The sequence below is a fragment of the Nocardioides sp. Bht2 genome, from assembly GCF_047308515.1.
Lineage (GTDB): Bacteria > Actinomycetota > Actinomycetes > Propionibacteriales > Nocardioidaceae > Nocardioides.
On record NZ_JBLBWI010000019.1, the window covers coordinates 63,585 to 85,542 of the forward strand.

The 21,958-nt window shown below is 67.7% G+C and carries 23 protein-coding genes; 12 read left to right on the plus strand and 11 right to left on the minus strand.

Annotated elements, in window-relative coordinates; translation table 11 throughout:
- The first annotated feature begins 4 nt into the window (after positions 1 to 4).
- The gene (locus ACLM5J_RS18420; protein ID WP_413658067.1) at positions 5 to 754 is read left to right on the plus strand and encodes a polyprenol monophosphomannose synthase; all 750 of its coding nucleotides are present in this window, start codon (positions 5 to 7) and stop codon (positions 752 to 754) included.
- On the plus strand, positions 754 to 1,266 hold the full coding sequence (locus tag ACLM5J_RS18425; RefSeq protein WP_413658069.1) for an FxsA family protein: 513 nt from the start codon (positions 754 to 756) through the stop codon (positions 1,264 to 1,266). The genes ACLM5J_RS18420 and ACLM5J_RS18425 overlap by 1 nt, the downstream gene beginning before the upstream one ends.
- An 11-nt stretch (positions 1,267 to 1,277) precedes the next feature.
- On the opposite strand, the gene ACLM5J_RS18430 is transcribed toward ACLM5J_RS18425, so the two are convergent.
- From ACLM5J_RS18430 to ACLM5J_RS18440, 3 genes are all read right to left on the minus strand, one after another.
- A complete protein-coding gene (locus ACLM5J_RS18430; RefSeq protein WP_413658070.1) occupies positions 1,278 to 1,664 on the minus strand; it encodes an RNA polymerase-binding protein RbpA in 387 nt (128 codons plus the stop codon).
- Positions 1,665 to 1,851: 187 nt separating this feature from the next.
- A complete protein-coding gene (locus ACLM5J_RS18435) occupies positions 1,852 to 3,237 on the minus strand; it encodes an MFS transporter (RefSeq protein ID WP_413658071.1) in 1,386 nt (461 codons plus the stop codon).
- Between the two features lie 11 nt (positions 3,238 to 3,248).
- Positions 3,249 to 4,052, minus strand: a complete 804-nt coding sequence (locus tag ACLM5J_RS18440) for a glycerophosphodiester phosphodiesterase family protein (protein ID WP_413658072.1) — start codon at positions 4,050 to 4,052, stop codon at positions 3,249 to 3,251.
- Positions 4,053 to 4,153: 101 nt separating this feature from the next.
- On the opposite strand from ACLM5J_RS18440, the gene ACLM5J_RS18445 reads away from it, so the two are divergent.
- Positions 4,154 to 4,417 (plus strand): zf-TFIIB domain-containing protein, encoded by a 264-nt coding sequence (locus ACLM5J_RS18445; protein ID WP_413658073.1) that lies wholly within the window; start codon positions 4,154 to 4,156, stop codon positions 4,415 to 4,417.
- Between the two features lie 23 nt (positions 4,418 to 4,440).
- On the opposite strand, the gene ACLM5J_RS18450 is transcribed toward ACLM5J_RS18445, so the two are convergent.
- The gene (locus ACLM5J_RS18450) at positions 4,441 to 5,970 is read right to left on the minus strand and encodes a helix-turn-helix domain-containing protein (RefSeq protein ID WP_413658074.1); all 1,530 of its coding nucleotides are present in this window, start codon (positions 5,968 to 5,970) and stop codon (positions 4,441 to 4,443) included.
- Positions 5,971 to 6,036: 66 nt separating this feature from the next.
- Between ACLM5J_RS18450 and ACLM5J_RS18455 the strand changes: the two genes are divergently transcribed.
- Positions 6,037 to 7,053: a zinc-dependent alcohol dehydrogenase family protein gene (locus tag ACLM5J_RS18455; RefSeq protein ID WP_413658075.1), complete on the plus strand. Its 1,017-nt coding sequence runs from the start codon at positions 6,037 to 6,039 to the stop codon at positions 7,051 to 7,053.
- Between the two features lie 16 nt (positions 7,054 to 7,069).
- Here ACLM5J_RS18455 and ACLM5J_RS18460 read toward each other — a convergent pair whose 3' ends face one another.
- Genes ACLM5J_RS18460 through ACLM5J_RS18475 form a run of 4 tightly spaced genes read right to left on the minus strand, consistent with a single transcriptional unit; the run spans position 7,070 to position 9,966 of the window.
- Positions 7,070 to 8,023 carry a sulfate/molybdate ABC transporter ATP-binding protein gene (locus ACLM5J_RS18460; RefSeq protein WP_413658076.1) on the minus strand — a complete coding sequence of 318 codons (954 nt, stop codon included), beginning with the start codon at positions 8,021 to 8,023 and terminating at the stop codon, positions 7,070 to 7,072.
- Positions 8,020 to 8,811 (minus strand): ABC transporter permease, encoded by a 792-nt coding sequence (locus tag ACLM5J_RS18465; protein WP_413658077.1) that lies wholly within the window; start codon positions 8,809 to 8,811, stop codon positions 8,020 to 8,022. Before ACLM5J_RS18465 ends, ACLM5J_RS18460 begins: the two co-directional genes overlap by 4 nt.
- Before the next feature lie 4 nt (positions 8,812 to 8,815).
- Positions 8,816 to 9,574: a molybdate ABC transporter substrate-binding protein gene (gene modA / locus ACLM5J_RS18470; protein ID WP_413658078.1), complete on the minus strand. Its 759-nt coding sequence runs from the start codon at positions 9,572 to 9,574 to the stop codon at positions 8,816 to 8,818.
- Positions 9,571 to 9,966 carry a TOBE domain-containing protein gene (locus ACLM5J_RS18475; RefSeq protein ID WP_413658079.1) on the minus strand — a complete coding sequence of 132 codons (396 nt, stop codon included), beginning with the start codon at positions 9,964 to 9,966 and terminating at the stop codon, positions 9,571 to 9,573. Before ACLM5J_RS18475 ends, modA begins: the two co-directional genes overlap by 4 nt.
- A 194-nt stretch (positions 9,967 to 10,160) precedes the next feature.
- Here ACLM5J_RS18475 and ACLM5J_RS18480 point away from each other — a divergent pair, with 194 nt between their 5' ends.
- The 4 genes from ACLM5J_RS18480 to ACLM5J_RS18495 are packed head-to-tail and all read left to right on the plus strand — an operon-like array spanning position 10,161 to position 15,031.
- Positions 10,161 to 10,745 carry a hypothetical protein gene (locus ACLM5J_RS18480; protein ID WP_413658080.1) on the plus strand — a complete coding sequence of 195 codons (585 nt, stop codon included), beginning with the start codon at positions 10,161 to 10,163 and terminating at the stop codon, positions 10,743 to 10,745.
- A complete protein-coding gene (locus ACLM5J_RS18485; protein WP_413658081.1) occupies positions 10,742 to 11,407 on the plus strand; it encodes an SDR family oxidoreductase in 666 nt (221 codons plus the stop codon). Before ACLM5J_RS18480 ends, ACLM5J_RS18485 begins: the two co-directional genes overlap by 4 nt.
- A gap of 3 nt (positions 11,408 to 11,410) precedes the next feature.
- Positions 11,411 to 12,628 (plus strand): MFS transporter, encoded by a 1,218-nt coding sequence (locus ACLM5J_RS18490; RefSeq protein WP_413658082.1) that lies wholly within the window; start codon positions 11,411 to 11,413, stop codon positions 12,626 to 12,628.
- A gap of 36 nt (positions 12,629 to 12,664) precedes the next feature.
- Complete coding sequence (locus ACLM5J_RS18495; protein ID WP_413658083.1) at positions 12,665 to 15,031, plus strand: ATP-binding cassette domain-containing protein; 2,367 nt, start codon at positions 12,665 to 12,667, stop codon at positions 15,029 to 15,031.
- A gap of 23 nt (positions 15,032 to 15,054) precedes the next feature.
- Here the strand turns inward: ACLM5J_RS18495 and ACLM5J_RS18500 are convergent, their stop codons facing one another.
- The 3 genes from ACLM5J_RS18500 to ACLM5J_RS18510 all read right to left on the minus strand — a co-directional run bounded on the left by ACLM5J_RS18500 (position 15,055) and on the right by ACLM5J_RS18510 (position 20,112).
- A complete protein-coding gene (locus ACLM5J_RS18500; protein WP_413658084.1) occupies positions 15,055 to 16,767 on the minus strand; it encodes a cation:proton antiporter in 1,713 nt (570 codons plus the stop codon).
- 27 nt (positions 16,768 to 16,794) lie between these two features.
- On the minus strand, positions 16,795 to 18,942 hold the full coding sequence (gene helR, locus ACLM5J_RS18505; protein WP_413658085.1) for an RNA polymerase recycling motor ATPase HelR: 2,148 nt from the start codon (positions 18,940 to 18,942) through the stop codon (positions 16,795 to 16,797).
- 96 nt (positions 18,943 to 19,038) lie between these two features.
- Positions 19,039 to 20,112 carry an NADH:flavin oxidoreductase gene (locus ACLM5J_RS18510; protein WP_413658086.1) on the minus strand — a complete coding sequence of 358 codons (1,074 nt, stop codon included), beginning with the start codon at positions 20,110 to 20,112 and terminating at the stop codon, positions 19,039 to 19,041.
- Positions 20,113 to 20,210: 98 nt separating this feature from the next.
- On the opposite strand from ACLM5J_RS18510, the gene ACLM5J_RS18515 reads away from it, so the two are divergent.
- The 4 genes from ACLM5J_RS18515 to ACLM5J_RS18530 form a co-directional block, all read left to right on the plus strand.
- Positions 20,211 to 20,576: a VOC family protein gene (locus tag ACLM5J_RS18515; protein WP_413658087.1), complete on the plus strand. Its 366-nt coding sequence runs from the start codon at positions 20,211 to 20,213 to the stop codon at positions 20,574 to 20,576.
- A gap of 116 nt (positions 20,577 to 20,692) precedes the next feature.
- Positions 20,693 to 21,100: a hypothetical protein gene (locus ACLM5J_RS18520; protein WP_413658088.1), complete on the plus strand. Its 408-nt coding sequence runs from the start codon at positions 20,693 to 20,695 to the stop codon at positions 21,098 to 21,100.
- Positions 21,101 to 21,141: 41 nt separating this feature from the next.
- The gene (locus ACLM5J_RS18525; RefSeq protein WP_413658089.1) at positions 21,142 to 21,603 is read left to right on the plus strand and encodes a VOC family protein; all 462 of its coding nucleotides are present in this window, start codon (positions 21,142 to 21,144) and stop codon (positions 21,601 to 21,603) included.
- A 148-nt stretch (positions 21,604 to 21,751) separates the two neighbouring features.
- On the plus strand, positions 21,752 to 21,958 hold a 207-nt coding region (locus tag ACLM5J_RS18530), incomplete at its 3' end, for a hypothetical protein (RefSeq protein ID WP_413658091.1).

Genomic DNA, 21,958 nt, shown 5'->3' on the forward strand with positions numbered 1-21,958 from the left:
GCTTTTGACCGTCGCTGATCTCGGGCGCGTAGTGCTGGTGATTCCCACCTACAACGAGGTGGAGAACATCGCCGAGGTGGTCGCACGGGTCCGCGGCGCCGCCCGTTTCGTGGAGATCCTGATCGTCGACGACGGCTCCCCGGACGGTACGGGCGCACTGGCCGACGAACTGGCCGCAGCCGACCCGCAGGTGCATGTTCACCACCGGGCCACCAAGGAGGGGCTCGGTGCCGCCTATCTCGACGGGTTCCAGGTCGCTCTGGAGATGGGCGCGGACGTGATCGGCGAGATGGATGCGGACGGCTCACACCAGCCCGAGCAGCTACCCGCGATGCTGACCGCGTTGCGCCACGCTGACCTGGTGATCGGCTCGCGCTGGGTGACCGGTGGTTCGGTGGTCAACTGGCCGCTGGGACGCCGCCTGTTGTCGCGCGGTGGCAACCTCTACGTCCGGCTGCTCCTCGGTCTTCCGGTTCGCGACGCAACGGCCGGGTTCCGGCTCTACCGCCGCTCCGCCCTGATGGCCGCCGAGCTGAGCACGGTGGAGTCCACAGGCTACGTCTTCCAGACAGACCTGGCGTGGCGGGTCCACCGGGCTGGACTCCGGATCCATGAGGTACCGATCGAGTTCGTGGAACGCGAACGAGGAGAGTCGAAGATGAGCGGTCAGGTCGCGCGCGAGTCGCTACGTAACGTCACCCGATGGGGGCTGCGTGAGCGGAGCCGCCAGGTCCGGGTTCTGGCTGGTCGATGATGTCTTTCACCTCCGCAACCGCTCCGCGGCGTCGGCGCCGGATTCCGCTCTGGGTAATGGCGCTGCTCTTCCTGGTGATCCCCCTGCTCGAGCTCTGGGTGCTGATCCAGGTGGGCCAGGTGATCGGCGTGGGTTGGACGATCCTGTTGCTGATCGCCGACAGTGTGCTGGGCGGCTGGCTGATCAAGCGTGAGGGGGCTCGGGCGTTCCGGGCTCTGAGCGTGGCGCTGAGCGAGGGACGGCTCCCGTCGCGGGAGATCGCCGACGGCATTCTGGTCCTGGCCGGCGGCATCCTGATGCTCTCGCCGGGCTTCGTGCTCGACGTCGTCGGACTGGTGCTGGTACTACCGGTCACCCGTCCGTTGGCCAGGCGACTGCTGACCCGCGTGGTCGAGGCCCGGCTCCTCCAGGGCTCCGTGTTCGGCGCGATGGGCACCCAGAACGCCGAACACCCCCGATCCCCGGTCGCAGACCAGGTGATCGAGGGTGAGGTGGTGGACCCGCCGCAGTAGGCGGGTCTCCATCAGGCCTTGGCCTTCTTCTTGGCCTTGGTCGGCCGGTGCAGGTGGGCCGGACCGATCTCGCCGCCGCGCAGCAGCTCCAGGCGCTCGGTGAGGATCACCTCGAGCTCGTCGAGCGAGCGGCGTTCGAGCAGCATGTCCCAGTGGGTACGGGCCGGCTTCTCGGTCTTCTCTTCGGGCTCGATGCCGTCAACGTTGAGGGAGACGGCACCGCAGCGGGGGCACTCCCAGTTGGCGGGGATGTCGGCCTCGGTCGACATGGTGATCTCGAACTGGTGGCCCTGCGGGCACGAGTAGGCCACCTGCTGGCGAGCTGCGAACTCGATGCCGCGCTCGTCCTCGAAGCTCTGGCCTCCCAGTCGCGCTCCGCGCAGTGTGCGCTCCGCCATGAGCTACCTCCGGTTGTACTGATGTGGATGATTCGATGGTTTTCTTGCCGTCCTAGAGACGACCCAACTCTGTCACCATGACGCGGCCATGCGCCTCGGCGTACTCACTGCATAACGAGTGAGACGCCGGAGAGATTCCGACCGATGGTGTGGTTGGTGCCACGCGGGGTGGCAGGTGCGTGTCGTCTCAGATCACGTCTGGTGCCATGTTACCCGCCTCGCGGATACCTCGCGCAGTGTCGACCCGGGCGAGCAGCACGCCACCGATCACGAAGAAGATGATCAGCGCGAAGATCGCCGGTCGGTAGGAGCCGGTCCACTGGTAGACGAGCCCGAAGGTGAGAGTGCCGAACCACGAGGTTCCACGGTCCATCGCATGGTAGAAGCTGAAGAATTCCGCTTCACGTCCGCGCGGGATCAGTAGTGAGAAGTAAGAGCGGGCCAACGCCTGAGTGCCGCCGAGCACGATCCCGATCGCCAGGCCCATCAGCAGGAACGGGACGATCTGGTCCTTGGGCAGGAAGAGGGCGGTGATGACGATGCCCATCCAGACCACGAGGCCGACCAGGATCACCTGCTTGGCGCCGAACCTCTCCGCGGCACGACCGAAGAGCAGCGCGCCGCCGAAGGCGACGAACTGGACCATCAGGATCGTCGCGATCAGCACCGACGTCCCGAAGCCGAGCTGCTTCTCGCCGTAGACGGACGATGAGGCGATCACGGTCTGAATACCGTCGTTGAAGAAGAGGTAGGCGACCAGGAAGGTGAGCGCCATCGGGTAGTTGCGCAACTCCTTCAGCGTCCGCCACAGCTGGCCGAAGCTCTGCGCCACGATGCCGCCCTCGACCTGGGCCAGTTCCCGCTCGGGCAGTGGCTGGTTGGTCAGCTTGAGGAACGGGATGAAGGTGAAGGCGGCCCACCAGATCGCCGCCGACAGCATCGAGATCCGGACCGCCAGGGCGGTGTCCATGCCGAAGGTGTCATGGAAGGTGACCAGGATCAGGTTGATCAGCAGCAGCAGACCGCCGCCCAGGTAGCCGAACGCCCAGCCACGGGAGGAGACCCGGTCCCGTTCGTCCTCGGTGGAGATCAGCGGCAGGATCGCATCGTTCACCACCGCGGAGGCGCCGAGGCAGAGGTTGGCGCCGATGATCGCGACGGCGCCGATCTCCCAGTTGTCGCCGCGGCAGAACCAGAGCAGCGAGGCGAAGGCGGCACCGGCCCATGCGAACCCGGCCAGCATGCCCTTCTTGTTCGCGGTCCGGTCGGCGATGGCGCCGAGCAGCGGCAGCAGGAGCGCGGAGAGCACGGTGGAGAAAGTGATCAGATAAGCCGGAAGCGCACCGGGCGCGATGCTGAGGCCCAAGATGTCCAGGTGGGCCGTGCAGTCCAGACCCTTGTCGTCGTCACTGATGAAGCCGCAGGCGGCCTTCTCGGCGACCGTGATCATGTACGGCGCGAAGAGGACGGTGGCGACCGTCGTCACGTAGGCCGAGTTGGCCCAGTCGTACCAGTACCAGGCGCGCTGTTGGCTGCGGCGTTGGAGGGGACGCAAATCCGCGATACCAGTCACTTCAGGCTCCTTCACGACGGCGTTCCCTCCCACAGGCCACGCGCTACCAGTACGGCCTTGAGTATGTCGGTGCGGTCGGTCATCAGGCCGTCGACACCCGCATCGATCAACGCATTCATCTCGCGGGGGTCGTCGATGGTCCAGACGTGGACGTGTTTTCCTGCGCGGTGCGCCTTGCGGATCAGCCACTTCGAGGCGACGGTGAGACGCCCCCGCCGATAGGGGATCTGCAGCGCACTCACCCGGCGACGGGTGAGCCGGTCGGCGATCGCGCCGGTCGGGGCGAGTACCCAGAGCAGCACCTCGCCGGGGTGCGCGGAGGTGGCGACCCGCCCCCGGGTAAGTCGGCGGAAACGGCGCAGATTGGTGGCGGAGAAGGAGCCGACCATCACCCGGTCGTAGGCGTCACGCTCGGCGAGGAAGCTGGCCAGGGCGTCGACGCTGGCGGCCGACTTCAGGTCGATGTTGAACCGGGCATCGGGGAAGTTCTCGAAGAGTTCGGCAAGGGTCGGGATGGCTTCGCTTCCGCCCAACCGCACTGCGGCGAGGTCGGTGGCGAGCATCTCGGCGACCACGCCGCTCTGCTCCGTCACCCGGTCCAGGTGGGCGTCGTGGAAGGCCAGCAGTACGCCGTCACTCGTGGTGTGAACGTCGGTCTCGAGGTACCGATAGCCCAACGCCACCGCATGCCGGAACGCGCGCATCGTGTTCTCCAGCCCGACCAGGTCGGGATGGGTGGCGCCGCCGCGGTGGGCGAAGGCGAGGACGCCGCGGGCGTCGTCGAGGTAGGGGTGGCCGGTGATGGGTCGCTGCACAAGCGTCATTCAACCCCAGCGCGAAGATGATCTGGGGTACTGCGGCGTATGCCGCTGCGCGTCGCCCCTGGCCCGGCTCAGCCCAGGAGTACCGTCAGGTCATGGAGACTCTTGAGTGCCCGCGTTGCGGGGTGGGGATGGAAGAGAGGCGCCTGGGGCGCAGTGCAGTGCGGCGGTGTCCCGACGGCCACGGTGTTTTCCTGGAACGGCTCGCGCTCGGTGATCTGATCGACGCCGAGAACGACTGGCACCGATCGGCGGAAGGGTTCCACACCGCCCCGTTGCCGCGGATCACCGCCGACATGGCGGCACCCCCGCCGGCGCCCGTGCGGGCACCGGCCTGGGTGGCGACGCTCTTCGACTGAGCTGGCGTCGGGCCTTGGCCGACTCAGATGTCGCGGAAGGTCACGATGTTCGCGCCAAGCTCGTTGAGCCGCTCTGCCAGGTCCTCGTAACCGCGATGGATCACGTAGGTCGAGCGGAGCACCGAGGTGCCCTTGGCGGCCAGCATGGCGAGCAGGATGACGACGGCCGGACGGAGCGCCGGAGGGCAGACGATCTCGGTCCCCGAGAACCGGGTCGGCCCCTCGACCAGTACCCGGTGCGGGTCGAGCAGCTTGACCTGACCACCGAGCTTGTTGAGTTCGGTGAGGTAGATCGCGCGGTTCTCGTAGACCCAGTCGTGGAGCAGGGTCTGGCCCTCGGCGACGGCGGCGATCACCGCGAAGAAGGGCAGGTTGTCGATGTTGAGGCCGGGGAACGGGAGCGGGTGGATCTTGTCCAGCGGAGCATGCAGCTCCGACGGCCGGGTGGTTAGGTCGACGAGCCGGGTCTGGCCGTTCTCGGCCGGGTACTCGTCGGAGCGGTGGTAGTCGAAGCCCATCTCCTCGAGGGTCGCGAGCTCGATCTCCAAGAACTCGATCGGCACTCGGCGGATGGTGATCTCCGACTTGGTCACGATCGCGGCGGCGAGCAGCGACATCGCCTCGATCGGGTCCTCGCTCGGTGCGTAGTCGACGTCCACGTTGATCTCGGGCAGACCGGTGACGCTGAGGGTGGTGCTGCCGACACCGTCGACGACGACGCCCAACTTCTGCAGGTAGAAGCAGAGGTCCTGGACCATGTAGTTCGACGAGGCGTTGCGGATCACCGTGGTGCCCGGGTGCAGGGCCGCTGCCATCAGCGCGTTCTCGGTGACGGTGTCTCCGCGTTCGGTGAGCACGATCGGCCGGCCCGGCTCCATCGCCCGGTTCACTCGGGCGTGGTAGCTGCCCTCGGTCGCCTTGACGTCGAGGCCGAACGGGCGCAGCGCCGCCATGTGCGGCTGGACGGTGCGGTCGCCGAGGTTGCAGCCGCCCGCGTACGGCAGGTCGAAAACCTCCTCGCGGTGCAGCAGCGGGCCGAGGAACATGATGATCGACCGGGTCCGGCGGGCAGCCTCCTGGTCGATGTTCGCCAGGTCGAGGACGGCGGGGGGAACGATCTCCAGATCGTTCTCCTCGTTGAGCCAGCGGGTCTGCACGCCGATGCTGTGCAGCACCTCCAGCAGCCGGTTGACCTCCTCGATCCGGGCGACCTTGCGCAAGGTGGTCCGGCCCTTGTTGAGCAGCGACGCACAGAGCAGGGCGACGCCGGCGTTCTTCGACGACTTCACGTCGATGCTGCCGGTGAGGGTGGTCGGACCGGTCACCCGCAGGTGGGTGGGCCCGCCTGCGCCGAGGGCGACGATCTCGGAGTCCAGAGCGCTGCCGATCCGGGCCAACATCTCGAGGGAGAGGTTCTGATGACCCTTCTCGATCCGGGTGACCGCCGACTGGCTGGTGCCGAGCAGATCGGCCAGCTGCTGCTGGGTCAGGCCGCGGTGCTTGCGAGCGTCGCGGATCAGGTTTCCGATGCGACCGAGATAGTCCTGCGTCATGCTGTCGACGTTAACTCACATATGAGATAGGAGCCAACCGGCGCGCCGCGTGACAGGATCGCCCCCATGCGTGCGACCACCATTCACGGTACCCGAGACATCCGCTTCACCGAGGCTCCCGATCCGACGATCGGTCGCGATACCGACGCCATCGTCCGGGTGGTCGCGGGCTGCATCTGCGGCTCGGACCTCTGGCCCTACCGAGGCGAGAACCCGATCAAGGTGGGCGCCACGATCGGCCACGAATGCATCGGCGAGGTGGTGGAGATCGGCGATGCGGTGCGCGACGTCGCCGTCGGTGACTTCGTCGTGGTGCCCTTCGACCACTGTGACAACACCTGTGCCCACTGCCAGGTCGGCATGCACTCGGCCTGCGTCAACCTGGGCGTGACGACCTCGGGCCAGAGCGAGTTCACGCTGGTCAACCAGGCGGACGGTTCGTTGGTGAAGGTGCCGGGCACCCCCGACGCTTCGTTGTACCCGGCACTTCTCGCGCTCTCCGATGTGATGCCCACCGGCTGGCACGCGGCGGTCTCCGCCCGGGTCAAGCCCGGTGACACGGTGGTCGTCGTCGGCGACGGCGCCGTAGGGCTATGCGGGGTGCTGGCGGCTCGTGAACTCGGCGCGGAACGGATCATCGCGATGTCGCGGCACGCTGACCGTCAGGCGATCGCGACGGCCTTCGGCGCCACCGAGATCGTCGCGGTGCGGGGCAAGGAGGCGGCCGACGCTGTCGCCGAAGCGACGGACGGGGTCGGCGCTGACGCGGTCCTGGAGTGCGTCGGTACGGATCAGTCGATGAAGACCGCGCTCCGGGTGGCCCGGCCCGGTGCCACCGTCGGGTTCGTCGGGGTGCCGCACGGTGTTCAGATCCCGGTGAATTCGATGTTCGGGCGCAACGTGGGCCTCGCGGGTGGGATGGCACCGGTCCGTGCGTACCTGCCGGATCTGTTGCACCGCGTCCTTGCTGGGGCGATCGATCCAGGACGCGTCTTCGACCTCGCGCTCCCGCTGGAGCAGGTCGCGGAAGGCTACGCGGCGATGGACGAGCGCCGTGCGATCAAGGTGATGCTGACGCCCTGACCCTCAAGGCTGAGGGTCAGTGGGCCGGATAACGGGTGACCTGGTCGGGTGAGACCTCCCACTGGACCCGGTCGCCGGGGCTCAAGGCACCGACCTCGACGGGCGCCAGGTCGGCCAGCAGATCGGTGCACCTGACCCGGATGTAGTCCCCGTGTGGTTCTAGTGCCTCGATCCTGGTCCAGAGGGCTGTCGGGGCGCCGTCGTCGAAAAGGCGGACTGCGCTGGGCCGGAAAGCCGTGAGCGTGTCGCCGTCGCGGATCAGGTTGAGTCCGGCGGCGCGGGCGGCAGCCGCGCTCTGCGGCCGGACCAACACCTCGGCTGTCGCTCCGTACTCGGCGACCCGCCCGCCGGCCAGAACGACGACCTGATCAGCCAGGGCAACCGCATCGATCAGGTCGTGGGTGACCAGGAGCGTGGTGACGCCGGTGCGCAGCTCGGCAAGCAGGCGCCGCAGCTCCGGTGCTGCCTCGACATCGAGCGCGGCGAAGGGTTCATCGAGCAGGAGAACGTCGGGGTCGGTAGCCAGGGCGCGGGCCAGCGCGATCCGTTGCGCCTGGCCACCCGACAGAGTGTCGGGGTGGCGGTGGGCCAACTCGACCGCGTCGACCCGCTCCAGCCATTCGTGGGCGAGCCGCCGGGCGGCCCTGTTGTGCTGGCCGGCGCTGCGCGGCCCGAAGGCCACGTTGTCGAGGACGTCGAGGTGCGGGAAGAGCCGTGGGTCCTGCGCCAACAGGGTGATCCTCCGTTGGTGCGGCGGAACCCAGACCTCGGGTGCCGCGGCGCTGCTGAGCAGGCGGTCGCCGAGCTTCACGGTGCCGTGGCCGGGCGCCAGCAGGCCGCCGACAGCCGCCAGCAGGCTCGACTTGCCGGAGCCGTTCGGACCCAGCACGGCGGTGGTGCTGCCGAGAGGCAGGTCGAGTGCGACGTCGATGTTGCGTTCAGGCACCCGGATCTCGATCGCCAGGTTCATCTGCTGCTCCGGGTTCTGCTGTGGGTGAAGGTCATCACCACGGCGGCGACGACCACCAGGACGAGAGAGAGGGCGATGGCGGCGTCCGGATCGACCTCGCGTTGCAGATAGATCTCCAGCGGCAACGTGCGGGTGACCCCTTCCAGGCTGCCTGCGAAGGTGATCGTGGCACCGAACTCGCCGAGCGCCCGGGCGAACGCCAGAACGGTTCCGGAGAGCAGGCTGGGCAGCGCCAATGGCAGCGTTACCCGCCAGAGGACACGGCTCGGCGAGGCGCCCAGGGAGGCGGCCACCTCCTCGTAGCGACTGCCTGCGATCCGGAGCGCGCTCTCCAGCGAGATCACCAGGAACGGTAACGCGACGAAGGTTTGCGCGAGGACGACTGCGGTGGTGGTGAAGGCGATGTCGATGCCGAGCACCTGCATGGTCTCGCCCAACAACCCACGGCGACCGAAGGTGTAGAGCAGGGCCAGACCGCCGACGACCGGCGGAAGCACGAGCGGCAGGAGCACCACGGCCCGGACGGCGCCGAGCCCGGGGAGTGGATGCCGGGCCATCACCAGCGCCATCGGGATCCCGAGTAGGAGACAGAGCGCGGTACTGATCGACGCTGTGCGCAGGCTGAGGAAGAGGGCAGCCTTGGATGAGTCTGAGGTGATCAGCGCCCCGAAATTCGCCCAGTCGACCTGGGCGACCAGGGCGATCAGGGGGAGCACGACCACGCTGACGCCGGCTGCTGCGGGCAGCCAGAGCCAGCGCGGTAGTGCGCCCCCGGGGGAGTGGGTCACCGGTTCACGGCGCCTGGAACCCGGCGTCGGCGAGGATCTGCTGGCCTGCGCTGCTGGCGACGAAGGCGACGAAGGCATCGGCGAGGTCGTCCTCGTCGGACTCCTCGAGGCGACCGATCGGGTAGCGGTTGATGACGTCCTGGGACTCAGGGAACTCGATGCCCTCGACCGCGTCGCCGGCGCTGATCACGTCGGTGAGGTAGACCAGACCGGCGTCGGCCTGGCCGTTGGTGACCTTGCTCAGCACTTCGGTGACGTTGAGCTCCTCGCTGACCGGCTGCAGGGTGATGCCTGCGGCCTCAGCTACCTGAACAGACGCGGCGCCGCAGGGCACCTGGGGCGCGCAGATCACCAGATCAACGCCCTTGGACAGGTCGGCCAGGTTGGAGATCTTCTTGGGGTTCCCGGCCGGAACCACGATCCGCAGGGTGTTGCCAGCGAAGATCTGAGCGGGCGCGCTCAACAGTTCGGCGTCGGTGGCCTGGCCCATCGTCTTCTCGTCGGCGGTGGCGAGCACGTCGGCATCCGCACCTTGGGTCAGCTGCGAGACGAGCTCCGAGGAGCCGGCGAAGTTGAACTTCACCTCGACGTCCTTGTGCTCGGCCTCGAAGGCGGTGGCGATCTTCTCGAAGGAGCCACGCAGCGAAGCCGCTGCGTAGACCTCGAGTGTGGTGGAGGAGTCGTCGTCGGAGCCGCAGGCGGTAAGGGTGCCGAAGGCGATGGCTCCGGCGAAGAGGGTGGCGGCTAGGCGGCGATGGATCATTCTTCGACCTCGACAATCACGTTGGTGGACTTGATGGTGGCCACGGCTACGGAGCCGAGTTCCAGGCCGAGGTCCTGAACCGCCTCGGTGCTCATCAGTGACACCACCCGATGGGGTCCGCACTGCAACTCCACCTGCGCCATCACGGTGTCGGCCTTGATCTGGGTGACCAGGCCGACGAAGCGGTTGCGGGCAGAACTGCGGTGGTTCTCCGCAGGTGCGACCGGCGCGAAGTGATCGCGCCCGGCCAGAGCGACCTCGAGTCCGTCGACGCAGAGTCGTCCAGCCTCGTCATGGGTGGCGGTGAGTACGCCTCTGTCAATCCAGCGGCGGAGGGTGTCATCGCTGATCCCGAGATGGGCGGCGGCGTCGGAGATACGTAGATGCGGCACAAACACCACCCTAATGGAGTAAATGCGCCAATGGGGGAGAAATCGTGACGCAAGTACAGCGCGAAAGGCTCTACCGCATATTGGGGATTCACCGTGTCGCATCCTTGCCAGCCTCTTCACCGCGACCGGGCGGCGAGCCAGAATGGCGCCAACACCGGGACGGGGGACCTGGTAGGAACGAGGGGGAGTGCGTGATGCACCAGTCGACCTCAGCGACCCCTGGTATGCCCGGCTCGACCCTGCTCGTCGCCTTCGGAAGTGTCGGGGCGCTCCTGGTGGCGTCGGCCACCGTGGGCGGCGCGGTCTTCGGTGCGTACTGGGACGACGCCCGCCTGACTCTCCTGGACCCGGTCCTGGCCGACGACCTCGGCTACATCGATGCGACGCGACCGCGCGGGCACTGCCTGGACCGCCCGCATGGCATCACCCCCGACCAGACCAGCCTGATGTTCTTCGTCGGCTTCGTCGGCACCGCCCTCCTACTCGCCGGCTATCTGAGCCTCGCCCATCGCCTCGCGGTCCTCGGCGCCGGATGGCTCGGCTCGGCGCTGGTCGCTGGGCCGGCAGCGGTGGGCTTCTCCTGGCACGCGACCGGCTGGTTGACCCCGGAGCATCGCTCGGACTGGAACCCCGCCGAACTCGTGCTCTACCACGGCGATGTGGGCGTGACTGCCTTACTGGGTGGGGTCTTCGTCCTCTCGTCGCTCGCTTGGCTGCGCGCCCGTCGACGTGGCCTGCCGCACAGCGACGACGGGCCAACAGCTAGTTTGCAGCCATGACTTCTCCTGTTGCGGTGATCGTTGGTGCTGGCCCTGGACTCGGTCTCTCGGTCGCTCGTCGTTGGTGCCGCGAGGGCTACCAGGCCGTCCTGCTCGGCGAGAGCCTCGAGTGGATGGAGCCGCTGGCTGAGACCCTGATCGCAGAAGGGTTCCAGGCCGAGGGGGCCGCCTTCGACCTGCTCGACCCGGAGTCGGTCCGTGCTGTCATCAGCGGCGTCGGGGAACGCCTCGGGCGGATCGACCTCGTGCACTTCAACCCCAGCGCCTGGCGCGCCAAGGACGTCCTCGAGTTGACGGTGCCCGAGCTGCTTGAGGATGTCGCCTTCGGCGTCGGCGCCCTGCTGCCTGCGGTCCAGGCCGCGGTGCCGTACTTCTCCGATGGCGCCCGGGTCCTGGTGACCGGCAGTGCGGCGGCCGACACCCCGTCGACGATGGCACCTTCGCTGGGCGTGCAGAAGGCCGCCATCCGGAACCTGGTGACCAGCCTGGACGCCACGCTCGCCGATCGGGGCGTGCGGGCGGTCGCCGTCCAGATCAACGGTGTGTTGGCGAAGGAGGGCCCGTTCTCGCCCGAGCCGATCGCCGACTTCATGTGGCACGCCGTCCACCCGACCGGGGAGTGGCAGGCGCAGGTCGGCTACCACGGCGAACCCGCCCGCTGAGTGATGAGCGCCGCGGCACCCGGCCGCCCGGCCTGGACGCCGTGGCGCTCCATCTGGGCCTTCGGGTTCGTCTCCCTCTTCGCGGACATGGTCTACGAGGGAATGCGTTCGATCGCAGGCCCGTACCTGGGTGCGCTCGGCGCCTCCGCGTTGGTCGTGGGAGTGGTCACCGGCGCGGGGGAGGCGATGGCGCTGATCCTTCGGCTCTTCAGTGGGCGGCTCGCGGATCGGACCGGATCCCACTGGCGGCTGACGTTCCTCGGCTACGGAATGACCGCGCTCTGTGTGCCCCTGTTGGCGATCGCGCCGTTCGTGGGAGGCGCGGGGCTGGTCGTGGCGAGTGTGCTGATCCTCGCAGAACGGACCGGGAAGGCGATCCGCTCGCCGTCGAAGTCTGCGCTGCTCGCGGGGATGACGAAGCCGGTCGGTAGGGGCCGGGGATTCGGCGTTCACAAGGCGTTGGACCAGATCGGCGCCTTCAGTGGGCCGTTGCTGATCGCTGGCGTGGTGGCGTTGACCGGCCGGATGTGGTTGGCCCTTGCTCTGCTCGTGGTCCCAGGCGCGATCGCGATGGTGTTGTTACACCAGTTGCGGCAACGGATGCCTGTGGAGCCCGAGGCGACGCCGAACGTGGAGGCGCCCTCCGCGCCTGAACCGGGGAGCCTCGTTCGCACCAAGCTGCCCACCAGCTTCCACCTCTTCTCGATCGCCTGCGCGCTCTCCACCCTGGGCCTGATGACCTTCGGGGTCATCTCCTACGCCTTCGTCCAGGAAGGGCTCTTCAAGGCCGCAGCGGCGCCGCTGGTCTACGCCGGCGCGATGGCGGTCGCCGCGGTGGCGGCACTGGCGACCGGTCAGCTCTACGACCGGATCGGCGCCCGGGTGCTCTACCTCGTTCCGTTCGCGGTAGCCGCGGTGCCGTTCTTGGTATTCACCGATCAGGTGGCCGTGCTGTTGGTCGGCATGCTCGCCTGGGCGGTCGGTACCGGCGTCCAGGACTCGACGGTCAAGGCGCTGGTCGCCGACCTGGTGCCGAAGCACCAGCTCGGCACCGCCTATGGGGTCTTCGCTGCAGCGATGGGCGTCGCCGCGCTGGCCGGTGGAGCGCTGGCCGGCGGACTTCATGAGCATCATCGCGAGCTGTTGATCGCGATCATCGGCGTCAGCCAGGTAGCCGCCTTCGTCCTGCTCGTTCGGACCATCCGGACCAGCCAACACTGACGCCGGCGGTACCAGGTCCGCCACTAAGGTGGGCGCATGCCCTCCGCCAGCACGCCCCATCCAGCAGACAGCCACGACCTGATCCGCGTCGACGGCGCACGGGAGAACAACCTCAAGGACGTCCACGTCGTCCTGCCGAAGCGTCGGTTGACGGTCTTCACCGGGGTCTCCGGGTCGGGCAAGAGTTCGCTGGTCTTCGGCACCATCGCCGCCGAGTCCCAGCGGATGATCAACGAGACCTACAGCTCGTTCGTGCAGGGCTTCATGCCCACCCTCTCGCGCCCCGACGTCGACCTCCTCGACGGGCTGACCACCGCGATCATCGTCGACCAGGAACGGCTCGGCGCGAACATTCGCTCGACGGTCGGCACCGTCACCGATGCGAACGCGATGCTTCGGATCCTCTTCAGCCGTCTCGGCGACCCACAGATCGGTTCGCCGCAGGCCTACTCGTTCAACGTCGCCTCCGTCTCCGGCGCCGGCGCGGTGACGGTGCAGAAGGGCACCGAGACCACCCGCGAGAAGAAGACGTTCTCCATCGTCGGCGGCATGTGTGCGCGCTGTGAGGGCACCGGCAAGGTCAGCGAGTTCGAACTCTCGGCTCTCTTCGACGAGGAGCTTTCGCTCAACGAGGGCGCGCTCACCGTGCCCGGCTACAGCATGGAGGGTTGGTACGGGCGGATCTTCCGTGGTTGTGGCTGGTTCGACCCGGACAAGCCGCTGAAGAAGTACACGAAGAAGGAGATGGCCGATCTCCTGCACAAGCCCGCCACCAAGATCAAGGTCGAGGGCATCAACCTGACCTACCTCGGCCTGATCCCGCAGATCCAGAAGTCCTTCCTCAGTAAGGACCGCGAGGCGATGCAGCCCCACATCCGCGCCTTCGTTGACCGCGCGATCCGGTTCGACACGTGCCCGGACTGCGGCGGCACCCGGCTCAGCGAGGGCGCACGATCCTCCAAGGTGGCAGGGATCAGCATCGCCGACGCCTGCGCCATGCAGATCAGTGATCTGGCGGAGTGGGTACGGGGCCTCGACGAGCCGACCGTGGCGCCGTTGCTGACCGGACTCCGCGAGACGCTCGACTCATTCGTCGGCATCGGGTTGGGCTACCTGAGTCTCGACCGCGCCTCCGGTTCGTTGTCGGGTGGTGAAGCGCAACGCGTGAAGATGATCCGGCACCTCGGATCCTCACTGACCGACGTCACCTATGTCTTCGACGAGCCGACGGTCGGTCTGCACCCGCACGACATCGAGCGAATGAACGAACTCCTGCTCCAGCTTCGCGATAAGGGCAACACGGTCCTTGTGGTGGAGCACAAACCGGAGACGATCGCGATCGCTGACCACGTCGTCGACCTCGGTCCGGGGGCCGGTGCGGCCGGCGGTGAGATCTGCTTCGAAGGGACGGTGGCCGGTCTCCGGGCCAGCGACACCGTGACCGGTCGTCACCTCGACGACAGGGCGCAGTTGAAGGAGAAGGTCCGCCCGGCCTCCGGTGTGATGGAGATCCGCAACGCCACCACCCACAACCTGCGCGACGTCAGCGTCGACGTGCCCCAGGGCGTGCTCGTCGTCGTCACCGGTGTTGCCGGCTCCGGCAAGAGCTCGTTGATCCACGGTTCGTTGGCGAACCGGGACGACGTGGTCGTCGTCGACCAGGGAGCGATCAAGGGCTCGCGGCGCAGCAACCCGGCCACCTACACCGGTCTGCTCGAGCCGATCCGGAAGGCGTTCGCCAAGGCCAACGGGGTGAAGCCCGCGCTGTTCAGCGCCAACTCGGAAGGTGCCTGCGCAACGTGTAAGGGTGCCGGCGTGATCTACACCGACCTGGCGATCATGGCCGGCGTCGCAGTCGTCTGTGAGGAGTGCGGCGGCAAGCGGTTCACCGCCTCGGTGCTGGAGTACCGCTTCGGCGGCAAGGACATCAGCGAGGTGCTGGCGATGCCGGTGGCCCAGGCTGCCGAGTTCTTCGCCGATGGCGAGTCGAAGATTCCGGCCGCTCACAAGATCCTGCTCCGTCCGGTCGACGTCGGCCTGGGCTACCTCAGCCTCGGTCAGCCGCTGACGACCCTTTCCGGCGGTGAGCGGCAGCGGCTCAAGCTCGCCACCCAGATGGGGGAGAAGGGCGACGTTTACGTGCTCGACGAGCCCACCACCGGTCTGCACCTGGCAGACGTCGAAAACCTCCTCGGTCTCCTCGACCGGCTCGTGGACTCCGGGAAGTCGGTCGTGGTGATCGAGCACCACCAGGCGGTGATGGCCCACGCGGACTGGATCATCGACCTCGGGCCGGGCGCCGGCCACGACGGCGGCACGGTCGTCTTCGAGGGCACCCCCGCCGACCTGGTCGCGACGAAGGAGACGCTTACCGGCCAGCACCTCGCGACCTACCTCGGCTGACGTCGTCTCGGTCTGACCGCGGGCTAGATGCCGGCGTTGAGACGGTGCTCCTCGCGGTCCAACAGCGCCTCGGCCCGCGCATAGGCGGCACTCGAATAGGCACCTATCGAGCGCTCCTGCATCAGCGCGTCCCGCATCGTGTCGAGATAGAGATGTTGGACCAACAGCGAGCGTTCCCGCGCTCCGGGCCGGGTCTGGCGCAGGCTCTGGATGTGTCCGAGCAGGATCGGCAGGAACCGATGCTTCAAGGAGTCGACCAGTTCGGGCTCCAACGGGCGTCCGTCGACCTCGAGCTCCTCCATCGGGCCCAGCTGCTCGGTGGTGGCGGCCGCGAGCTGCTTCATCAGGCCGAAGAACTCATCACGTTCGTCCTCCGGGGAGACCGACTCCAGATTGAGCCGGTGGATGAGGACCGGCAGGGTGAGGCCGAAGACGACCAAGGTCGCCACCGCGACCAGGACCGCGACCACGACGAGGGTTGCTCGGTTCTCGGCATCCAGTGGAAGGGTCTGCACAGCAGCAAGGGTGACCACGCCTCGCATCCCTGCCCAGGCCAGCACCAAGCCGGCCCGCCCGGTCAGTGGCTCCCGCATGGCGAAGTCGACATCGGCACTGTGCCGGGCGATCCGATGCCGGGCGATCGAGATCCGGTCGAGCTCCTTCGTGGTGGCCGGCGCGAGATCCTCGAGCCGCTCCTCGACGGCGGCGATCCTGCTCCGGATCCGCTTGGCGCGTTGCGGACGGCGTCGGCGGTCCATCAACAGCGGGCCCGCCACCCCGATGAACCGGAGCACCCCGAGTAGACCGAAGACGACGAGCACCATCGCTGCGATCCGGCCGTCCGAGCTCTCGCCTCGGGCCTGTTCGATCAGGTTGGGGAGCTCATAGCCCATCAGCAGGAAGACGGCCTGCTCCAGCAGGAAATTGATGGTGGCCCAGTTGGTCCGCTCGGTCTGCCGGTCCCGTGCGGTGAACCGTTTCCCGGACTGGTGCCCGGTGATCACGCCCGCGACAACCACCGCCAGGACGCCCGAGGCGTGCATCTCCTCTGCCGGGATGAAGGCGAGGAAAGGGACGGCGAAGGAGATCGAGGTGTTCAGCACGGGGTCGGCCAGGCGCTGCCGGACCAGGACATTGAGCCAGCCGATCGCCAGGCCGACCAGCACGGCGCCGACAACGGCCCACAGGAAGTTTGCGGCGGCGTCGCCGATGCTGAAGGTGCCGGCGCTGGCCGCGACCAGGGCCGTCCGCAGCACCACCAGTGCGGACGCGTCGTTGACCAGACTCTCACCCTCGAGCACCGTCATCACCCGTGGCGGTAGACCGAGCCGCTTTCCGATGGCCGTCGCGGCGACGGCGTCGGTCGGGCTGACCACCGCCCCGAGTGCGATCGCCAACGGCAGGGGAACGCCGAAGAGCACGTGCACGGCGTAGCCCACGCCGAGAGCGCCGACGACCACGATCACCATGGCGAGCCAGGTGATCAGCCTGAGGTTGCGCCGCAGATCCAGGACCGGCAGCCGCACCGCGGACGCGTAGAGCAGTGGTGGCAGAACCCCGGTCAGGATCAGCTCGGGTGATACGTCGATGTCCGGCATGTCGGGCAGGAAGCTGGCCGCACAACCGAAGGCGATCAACAGCAGCGGTGCCGCGACGCCGGTACGCCGGGAGAACGCCGCCGCCACGATCGCGATCAGGAGCCCGCCACCGGCGATGTAGAGGTACTCGTGAATCACGCACCGATCCTACGGAGCGGTGCCAGTTCAGGGATGGGTGACGACGAGTCGGCGGGTCGCCCGGGTCATCGCGACGTAGGTGTCGACGGCTGCGGTCAGGTCCGTACCCCAGGAGTCCGGATCGTGGAGGAGGACGAGATCGAACTCCAGTCCTTTGCACTCCGCAGGAGCTAGTGAAGCGACCCGGCCACCAGCGTTGAAACCTGGATCTCCGATGACGCAGGCGACGCCGTCCGGGTGCGTGGCCAGCCACTCGTCCACCAGCGCGTCGCGGTCGGTGACGCCGATCCTCAGCACCGGATGGCCACCCTCCCTGATCGAGGTCGGCACGTTGGCGTCAGGCAGGACGGCGCGGATCACCGGCGCGGCGGCGTCCATGATCTCGGCCGGCGTGCGGTAGTTGATCGTCAGGGAACTCTGCCGGATCTGCCGCAGCCCGACACGTTCCAGGCGTTCGGCCCAGCTCTCGGTGAAGCCCTGTCGGGCCTGGGCTCGGTCGCCGACGATGGTGAAGGAGCGTGTCGGGCATCGGCTGAGCAGCATCTGCCATTCGGCGTCGGAGAGCTCCTGTGCCTCGTCGACGATGACGTGGGCGAACGGCCCCGCCAGCTGGTCCCGGCGATCGTTCGTGGTGGCGGGGTCGTCGTCGAGGGTGGCGCGAAGGTCGGCTCCGCGGAGCATGATGATCGAGTCCTCAGGGTCGTCGTCGGCCTCCAGCAGGTGGCTGACGACCGCATCCATCTCCTCGGTACGGGCAGCGAGTTCACGCGTGCGTCGTTGCTCGGCGGCGCTGCGGTGAGGATCGCCGAGCCGCCGCCGCGCCGCATCCAGGAGTGGGCGGTCGGACGACGTCCAAGCCAGCGGAGCTTCCCGTTGCAGGGCACGGATCTCGGCTTCGGTCAGGTGCGGCGCGCAGTGCCTGAGATAGGCAGGCGCCGACCAAAGATCTCCGACGAGGTCTGTGGGCTCGATGATCGGCCACGCCCGACTGAAGGTCTCCCGCAACTCCGGGTCGCGCATCAGGTCACGACGGAGCCGCGTCTCGGGAATCTCCGAGTCCCCAGGTACCTGGTCGAGCAGATCGTCGATCAGTGCCTCCCAGACCCGGTCCCGCGCCTCGTTGTGCGGCGTGCTGGAGTTAACGGAGCCGAAGGCGCGCGCCCAGTCGGCTTTGCTGACCGTGAACTCCGCCTCCGGTGTCTCGACCTCCAACCGTTGGCTGGGCGGCTCCTCGTAGATCGCGACCGCGCGTTCGATCGCCTCGACCATCTGCACGGTCTCTTTGAGCCGGGTCACCGCGGGGTCCGCCTCAGCAGGGAGCTCGCCGACGCCGGCCAGGTCGGCGATGGTGCAGGTCTGCACGCTCTCCTCTCCGAGCCGCGGCAGGACGTCCGCGACGTAGTGCAGGTAGGGCTGGTGCGGCCCGACCACCAGCACGCCGCCGCGTCCCGGGCCGAGGAGTGGATCTGCGTGGAGCAGATAGGCGGCACGGTGCAGCGCGACGACGGTCTTCCCGGTCCCTGGGCCGCCGTCGACTACCAGTGCACCACGAGAGTCGGCCCGGATGATCGCGTTCTGGTCTGCCTGCAGCGTAGCCAGCACGTCGCGCATCTGCGACGAGCGACTCTCGGCCAAGCTGGCCAGCAGGGCGGAGTCCTCATCGAGGGCGAGACCCGCCGTCGAGATGCCGGGAGTCAGTACCTCGTCCCAGTAGTCGGTGATGACGCCCTGACTCCAGCGGTAGCGGCGGCGACTGGCGATCGCGAGCGGCGCCGCTGCGGTCGCGGCGAAGAAGGGCTCCGCGGCTGGCGTCCGCCAGTCGATGAGCAGCCGGTTGCCGTCGCTGTCGGCGAGGCCGCTCCGTCCGATATAGACCGGGGCGCCGCCGTCGACCGGCACGATCCTGCCCAGACAGAGGTCGAGACTGAACCTGCTCAGCTCGGCCAGGCGGCGACTCAACCGGCGGATCTCCACGTCACGCTCCAACGCAGCCTGACCTCGGCGGGTCGCAGCGCGCCGCGCGGCGTCCAGCTGGTCGGTGAGCTCTGCACGGCGACGGTTCAGCGCCTCGCCGATCATGCGGAGCTGGCGCTCGTCGTCGGCTAGGAGTTCCTGGCTGGATTTGTGCTCGAGATGGCGGGGGAGGCGGAAGACGCTGGCGGTCCCAGAAGGCACGGAGGCTCCAATCACGGTGCGGAACCGGGATTGTGCCGCCCCTGGGGGGCCTTGCCGCAAGGCCCCCTCTCGGCTATACCTTGGAGAGGGAGGGGGTCATCCGACCAGGTCGTCCCAGCCGTCGGCGAGGTAGTCGATGAACCGTTCGCCGAGGTGTTCGGCCCGCAGATCTTCACGGGTGACCGGTCGGTCCCGTATCGCGAATGAGTCGTCGTTCAACGCCTGGGCGGCGAAGTCGTGGTGCAGGATGGCGCCGATTCCCACACCGACGAAGTCGGCGCCCTGCGCCAGGCACCATTGAGCTTCCGCGGCGCTGTCGACCTTTCCGGTGACGCCGACCCGGGTGGTGCCGCGGGGTACGTCCATGAAGTGGTCGATCAGCCGGCGATCACCGCCTTCCTTGCGCGGCTTCATCCGGACATCCCACAGCGAGAGGTCGACATAGTCGACAAGGCCGGTCTCCAGCACGATCGTCAGGTGTTGGCGTGCTTCATCCAGCGGGATGCCGTAACCCTCCGGCGTCAGCCGGATACCGAGCTGGAAGTCGGGTCCGGTGGCGGCACGGATCCCTTGCAAGGTCTCGATGATCGGTGCGATCCGGTTCTCCAAGCTGCCACCGAACCGGTCCGTACGGTGGTTGTGGCGCGGATCCAGGAACTGCCCGTGAAGGTAACCGTGCGCTGCGTGCAGCGAGGCCCCGTCGAAGCCGGCCTCCTCGGCGAGCCGCGCCCCGTCGACGAACCGGGTGATCGCTTCCTCGACCTCATCGGTGGTCATCGCCCGTGCCGACTTTGCGGGGTCGTCCCATGGCGCCAGGTTGGTGCCCTGATTGGCAGCGGCGTTCCCACGTAGGCCGCCGTGGTGCAGTTGCACCGAGGAGACCGCTCCGGCGTCGCGCAGCGCAGCGGCCAGGCGGGCCAGGCCCGGAAGCTGGGCGCTGTCGGCAACGCCAAGCTGCCCCTCCCAGGCCCTACCGACCCGGTCCACGTAGGCGGCGGCGGTTTCGACCCGGCCGAACCCGCCGAGCGCTCGGGTGTGCAACCAGGTGTGCTCGTCGTCGGTGAGGGTGCCATCGGAGTTGCTCTGCAGATTGGTCAACGGAGCCAACGCCAGCCGGTTGCGCCAAGCGGGCCCGTGCTGGAAGGACAGTTCGTCCGAGAAGAGAGGCATACGGCCAGTCTCCGCGATGGCCGGTGGCCGCAGATTTGGGGGTGTGATCGGCACGGGTGCAGTGCCAGACTCGAAGCCCCAACGTGAGGAGTCAGGTCATGGCGCACGGCGACATCACCCATCTCGACATCCCGGTCGCGGATTTCGAGCGGGCCAAGTCCTTCTACAACGCGGTCTTCGGGTGGACCATCGCGGCACCGCCGGGATTCGAGGACTACCCGATGTGGCAGGCACCCAACGAGATCAGTGGGGGAGGACTGGCCCCACGCAGCGCCGACTTCAGTCAGCCGCGGTCCTACGTTGAGGTCGACTCCATCGACGCCGCGTTGGAGACGGCGGTAGCCCAGGGTGGAACAGTGACGATGGAGAAGAGCCCGATCTCCGAGACGAGTTGGTGGGCAGCGTTCACCGACCCGGACGGCAATGTCATCGGACTCTATGAGGGCACCACAGAGACCGGCTGACTGGGAACTCGCATTTCGGGTGTGCCGAGCTCGGTGAGTTCCTACAATCGGAGGCCTTCGGGGGAGGGCGTGGGTGAGCGTGTGCTCAACGCGATGTAGGGCAAAGGGCCGACGGCATGCCACAGAGCAACTCCACGACAATCGACTATCTCCGTTCCGCGCGGGCGGGCATCCTCGGCGGTCTCGCGGTCACCACGATCTACTGCCTGATCCTGATCAGGAGCACACCGCGGCCAAGCAACAGCGAGGTGACATCTTTCGCGGCCCTGGTGGTCGCGTTGACGGTCTGCTGCGCGCTGCTGGCATCCGGCGCTGCGGTGACGGCGCGGGCCGGTGTTCGGCTTCTCGGGGCGTTCCTTGCCGGGCTTCTTGGTGGTCCGGCGTTCGCCCTGGCAGCCCAGTTCGTGCTGGACGGTGTGCCGCAAGGTGAGGGCGATACCGATCGATTCCTGGTCGGCGGCATCGCTGCCGCGCTCTTCGGTGCTCTGGTGGGCGCTATGTGCTGGGTGGGCGGACGGCGCTGAGCCGTAGCGATCTGTCGGCGGTGTGCGGTAGACACGGTGCTATGAGCAGAACCGTGCAGATCACCATCGACGCCCACGATCCCGCCATGCTCTCGCGCTTCTGGGCAGCGGCGCTCGGTTACGTGATTCCCGGGCCACCCGGCGTCCCGTTGGCCGAGGGCGTGGATGCCTTGGCTGCCTGGGACGACTTCCTCGCCAGGATCGGCGTGCCACCCGACCAACGCAACACCCGTTCTGCCGTGGAGGACCCCGACGGCGTCGGGCCGCGGGTCTTCTTCCAGCAGGTGCCGGAGACGAAAATCGTGAAGAACCGGGTCCATCTCGACGTCCGCGCTGCGCCTGGGCTAGTGGGGGAGGAGCGGATGGCCGCACTCAGTGCTGAGGCGGACCGACTGGTGGCGTTGGGGGCGACGATCCTTGCTCGCCACGAGGCGCAGCCGCCGATGGACGCCGGTCACCTGGTACTGAGCGATCCCGAGGGTAACGAGTTCTGCCTGGACTAAGCTTGGACAACGGCGACTGCTCGCTTCCACCCCCGTTAACCGGAGGTGGTTGATTCAAGGGCCGGGAGGGCGACGGAAATTGAGTACCTGGGATCCGGGCGTGGTCGAAGTAAGAAATCGGGCGAACCTGGTATCTGGCGTACTCCTCATGGCGCTGACCGGCGTCTTGGCCCTCGGCGATCCGAACCTCAGTTTGGGAGAAGAAAAGGGTTGGGATTCACTCGATCTTGAGTTTCTTGGATTGAAGCTGCTCTTCATTGCGGCTGCGCTCTGCGCCGGCAGGGCTTTCGTGGTGCCGTGGGGTCTGCCCCCGGTCTGGTTGACACTCGGGGTGTGCGGTAGTCAGGCCGCGTCT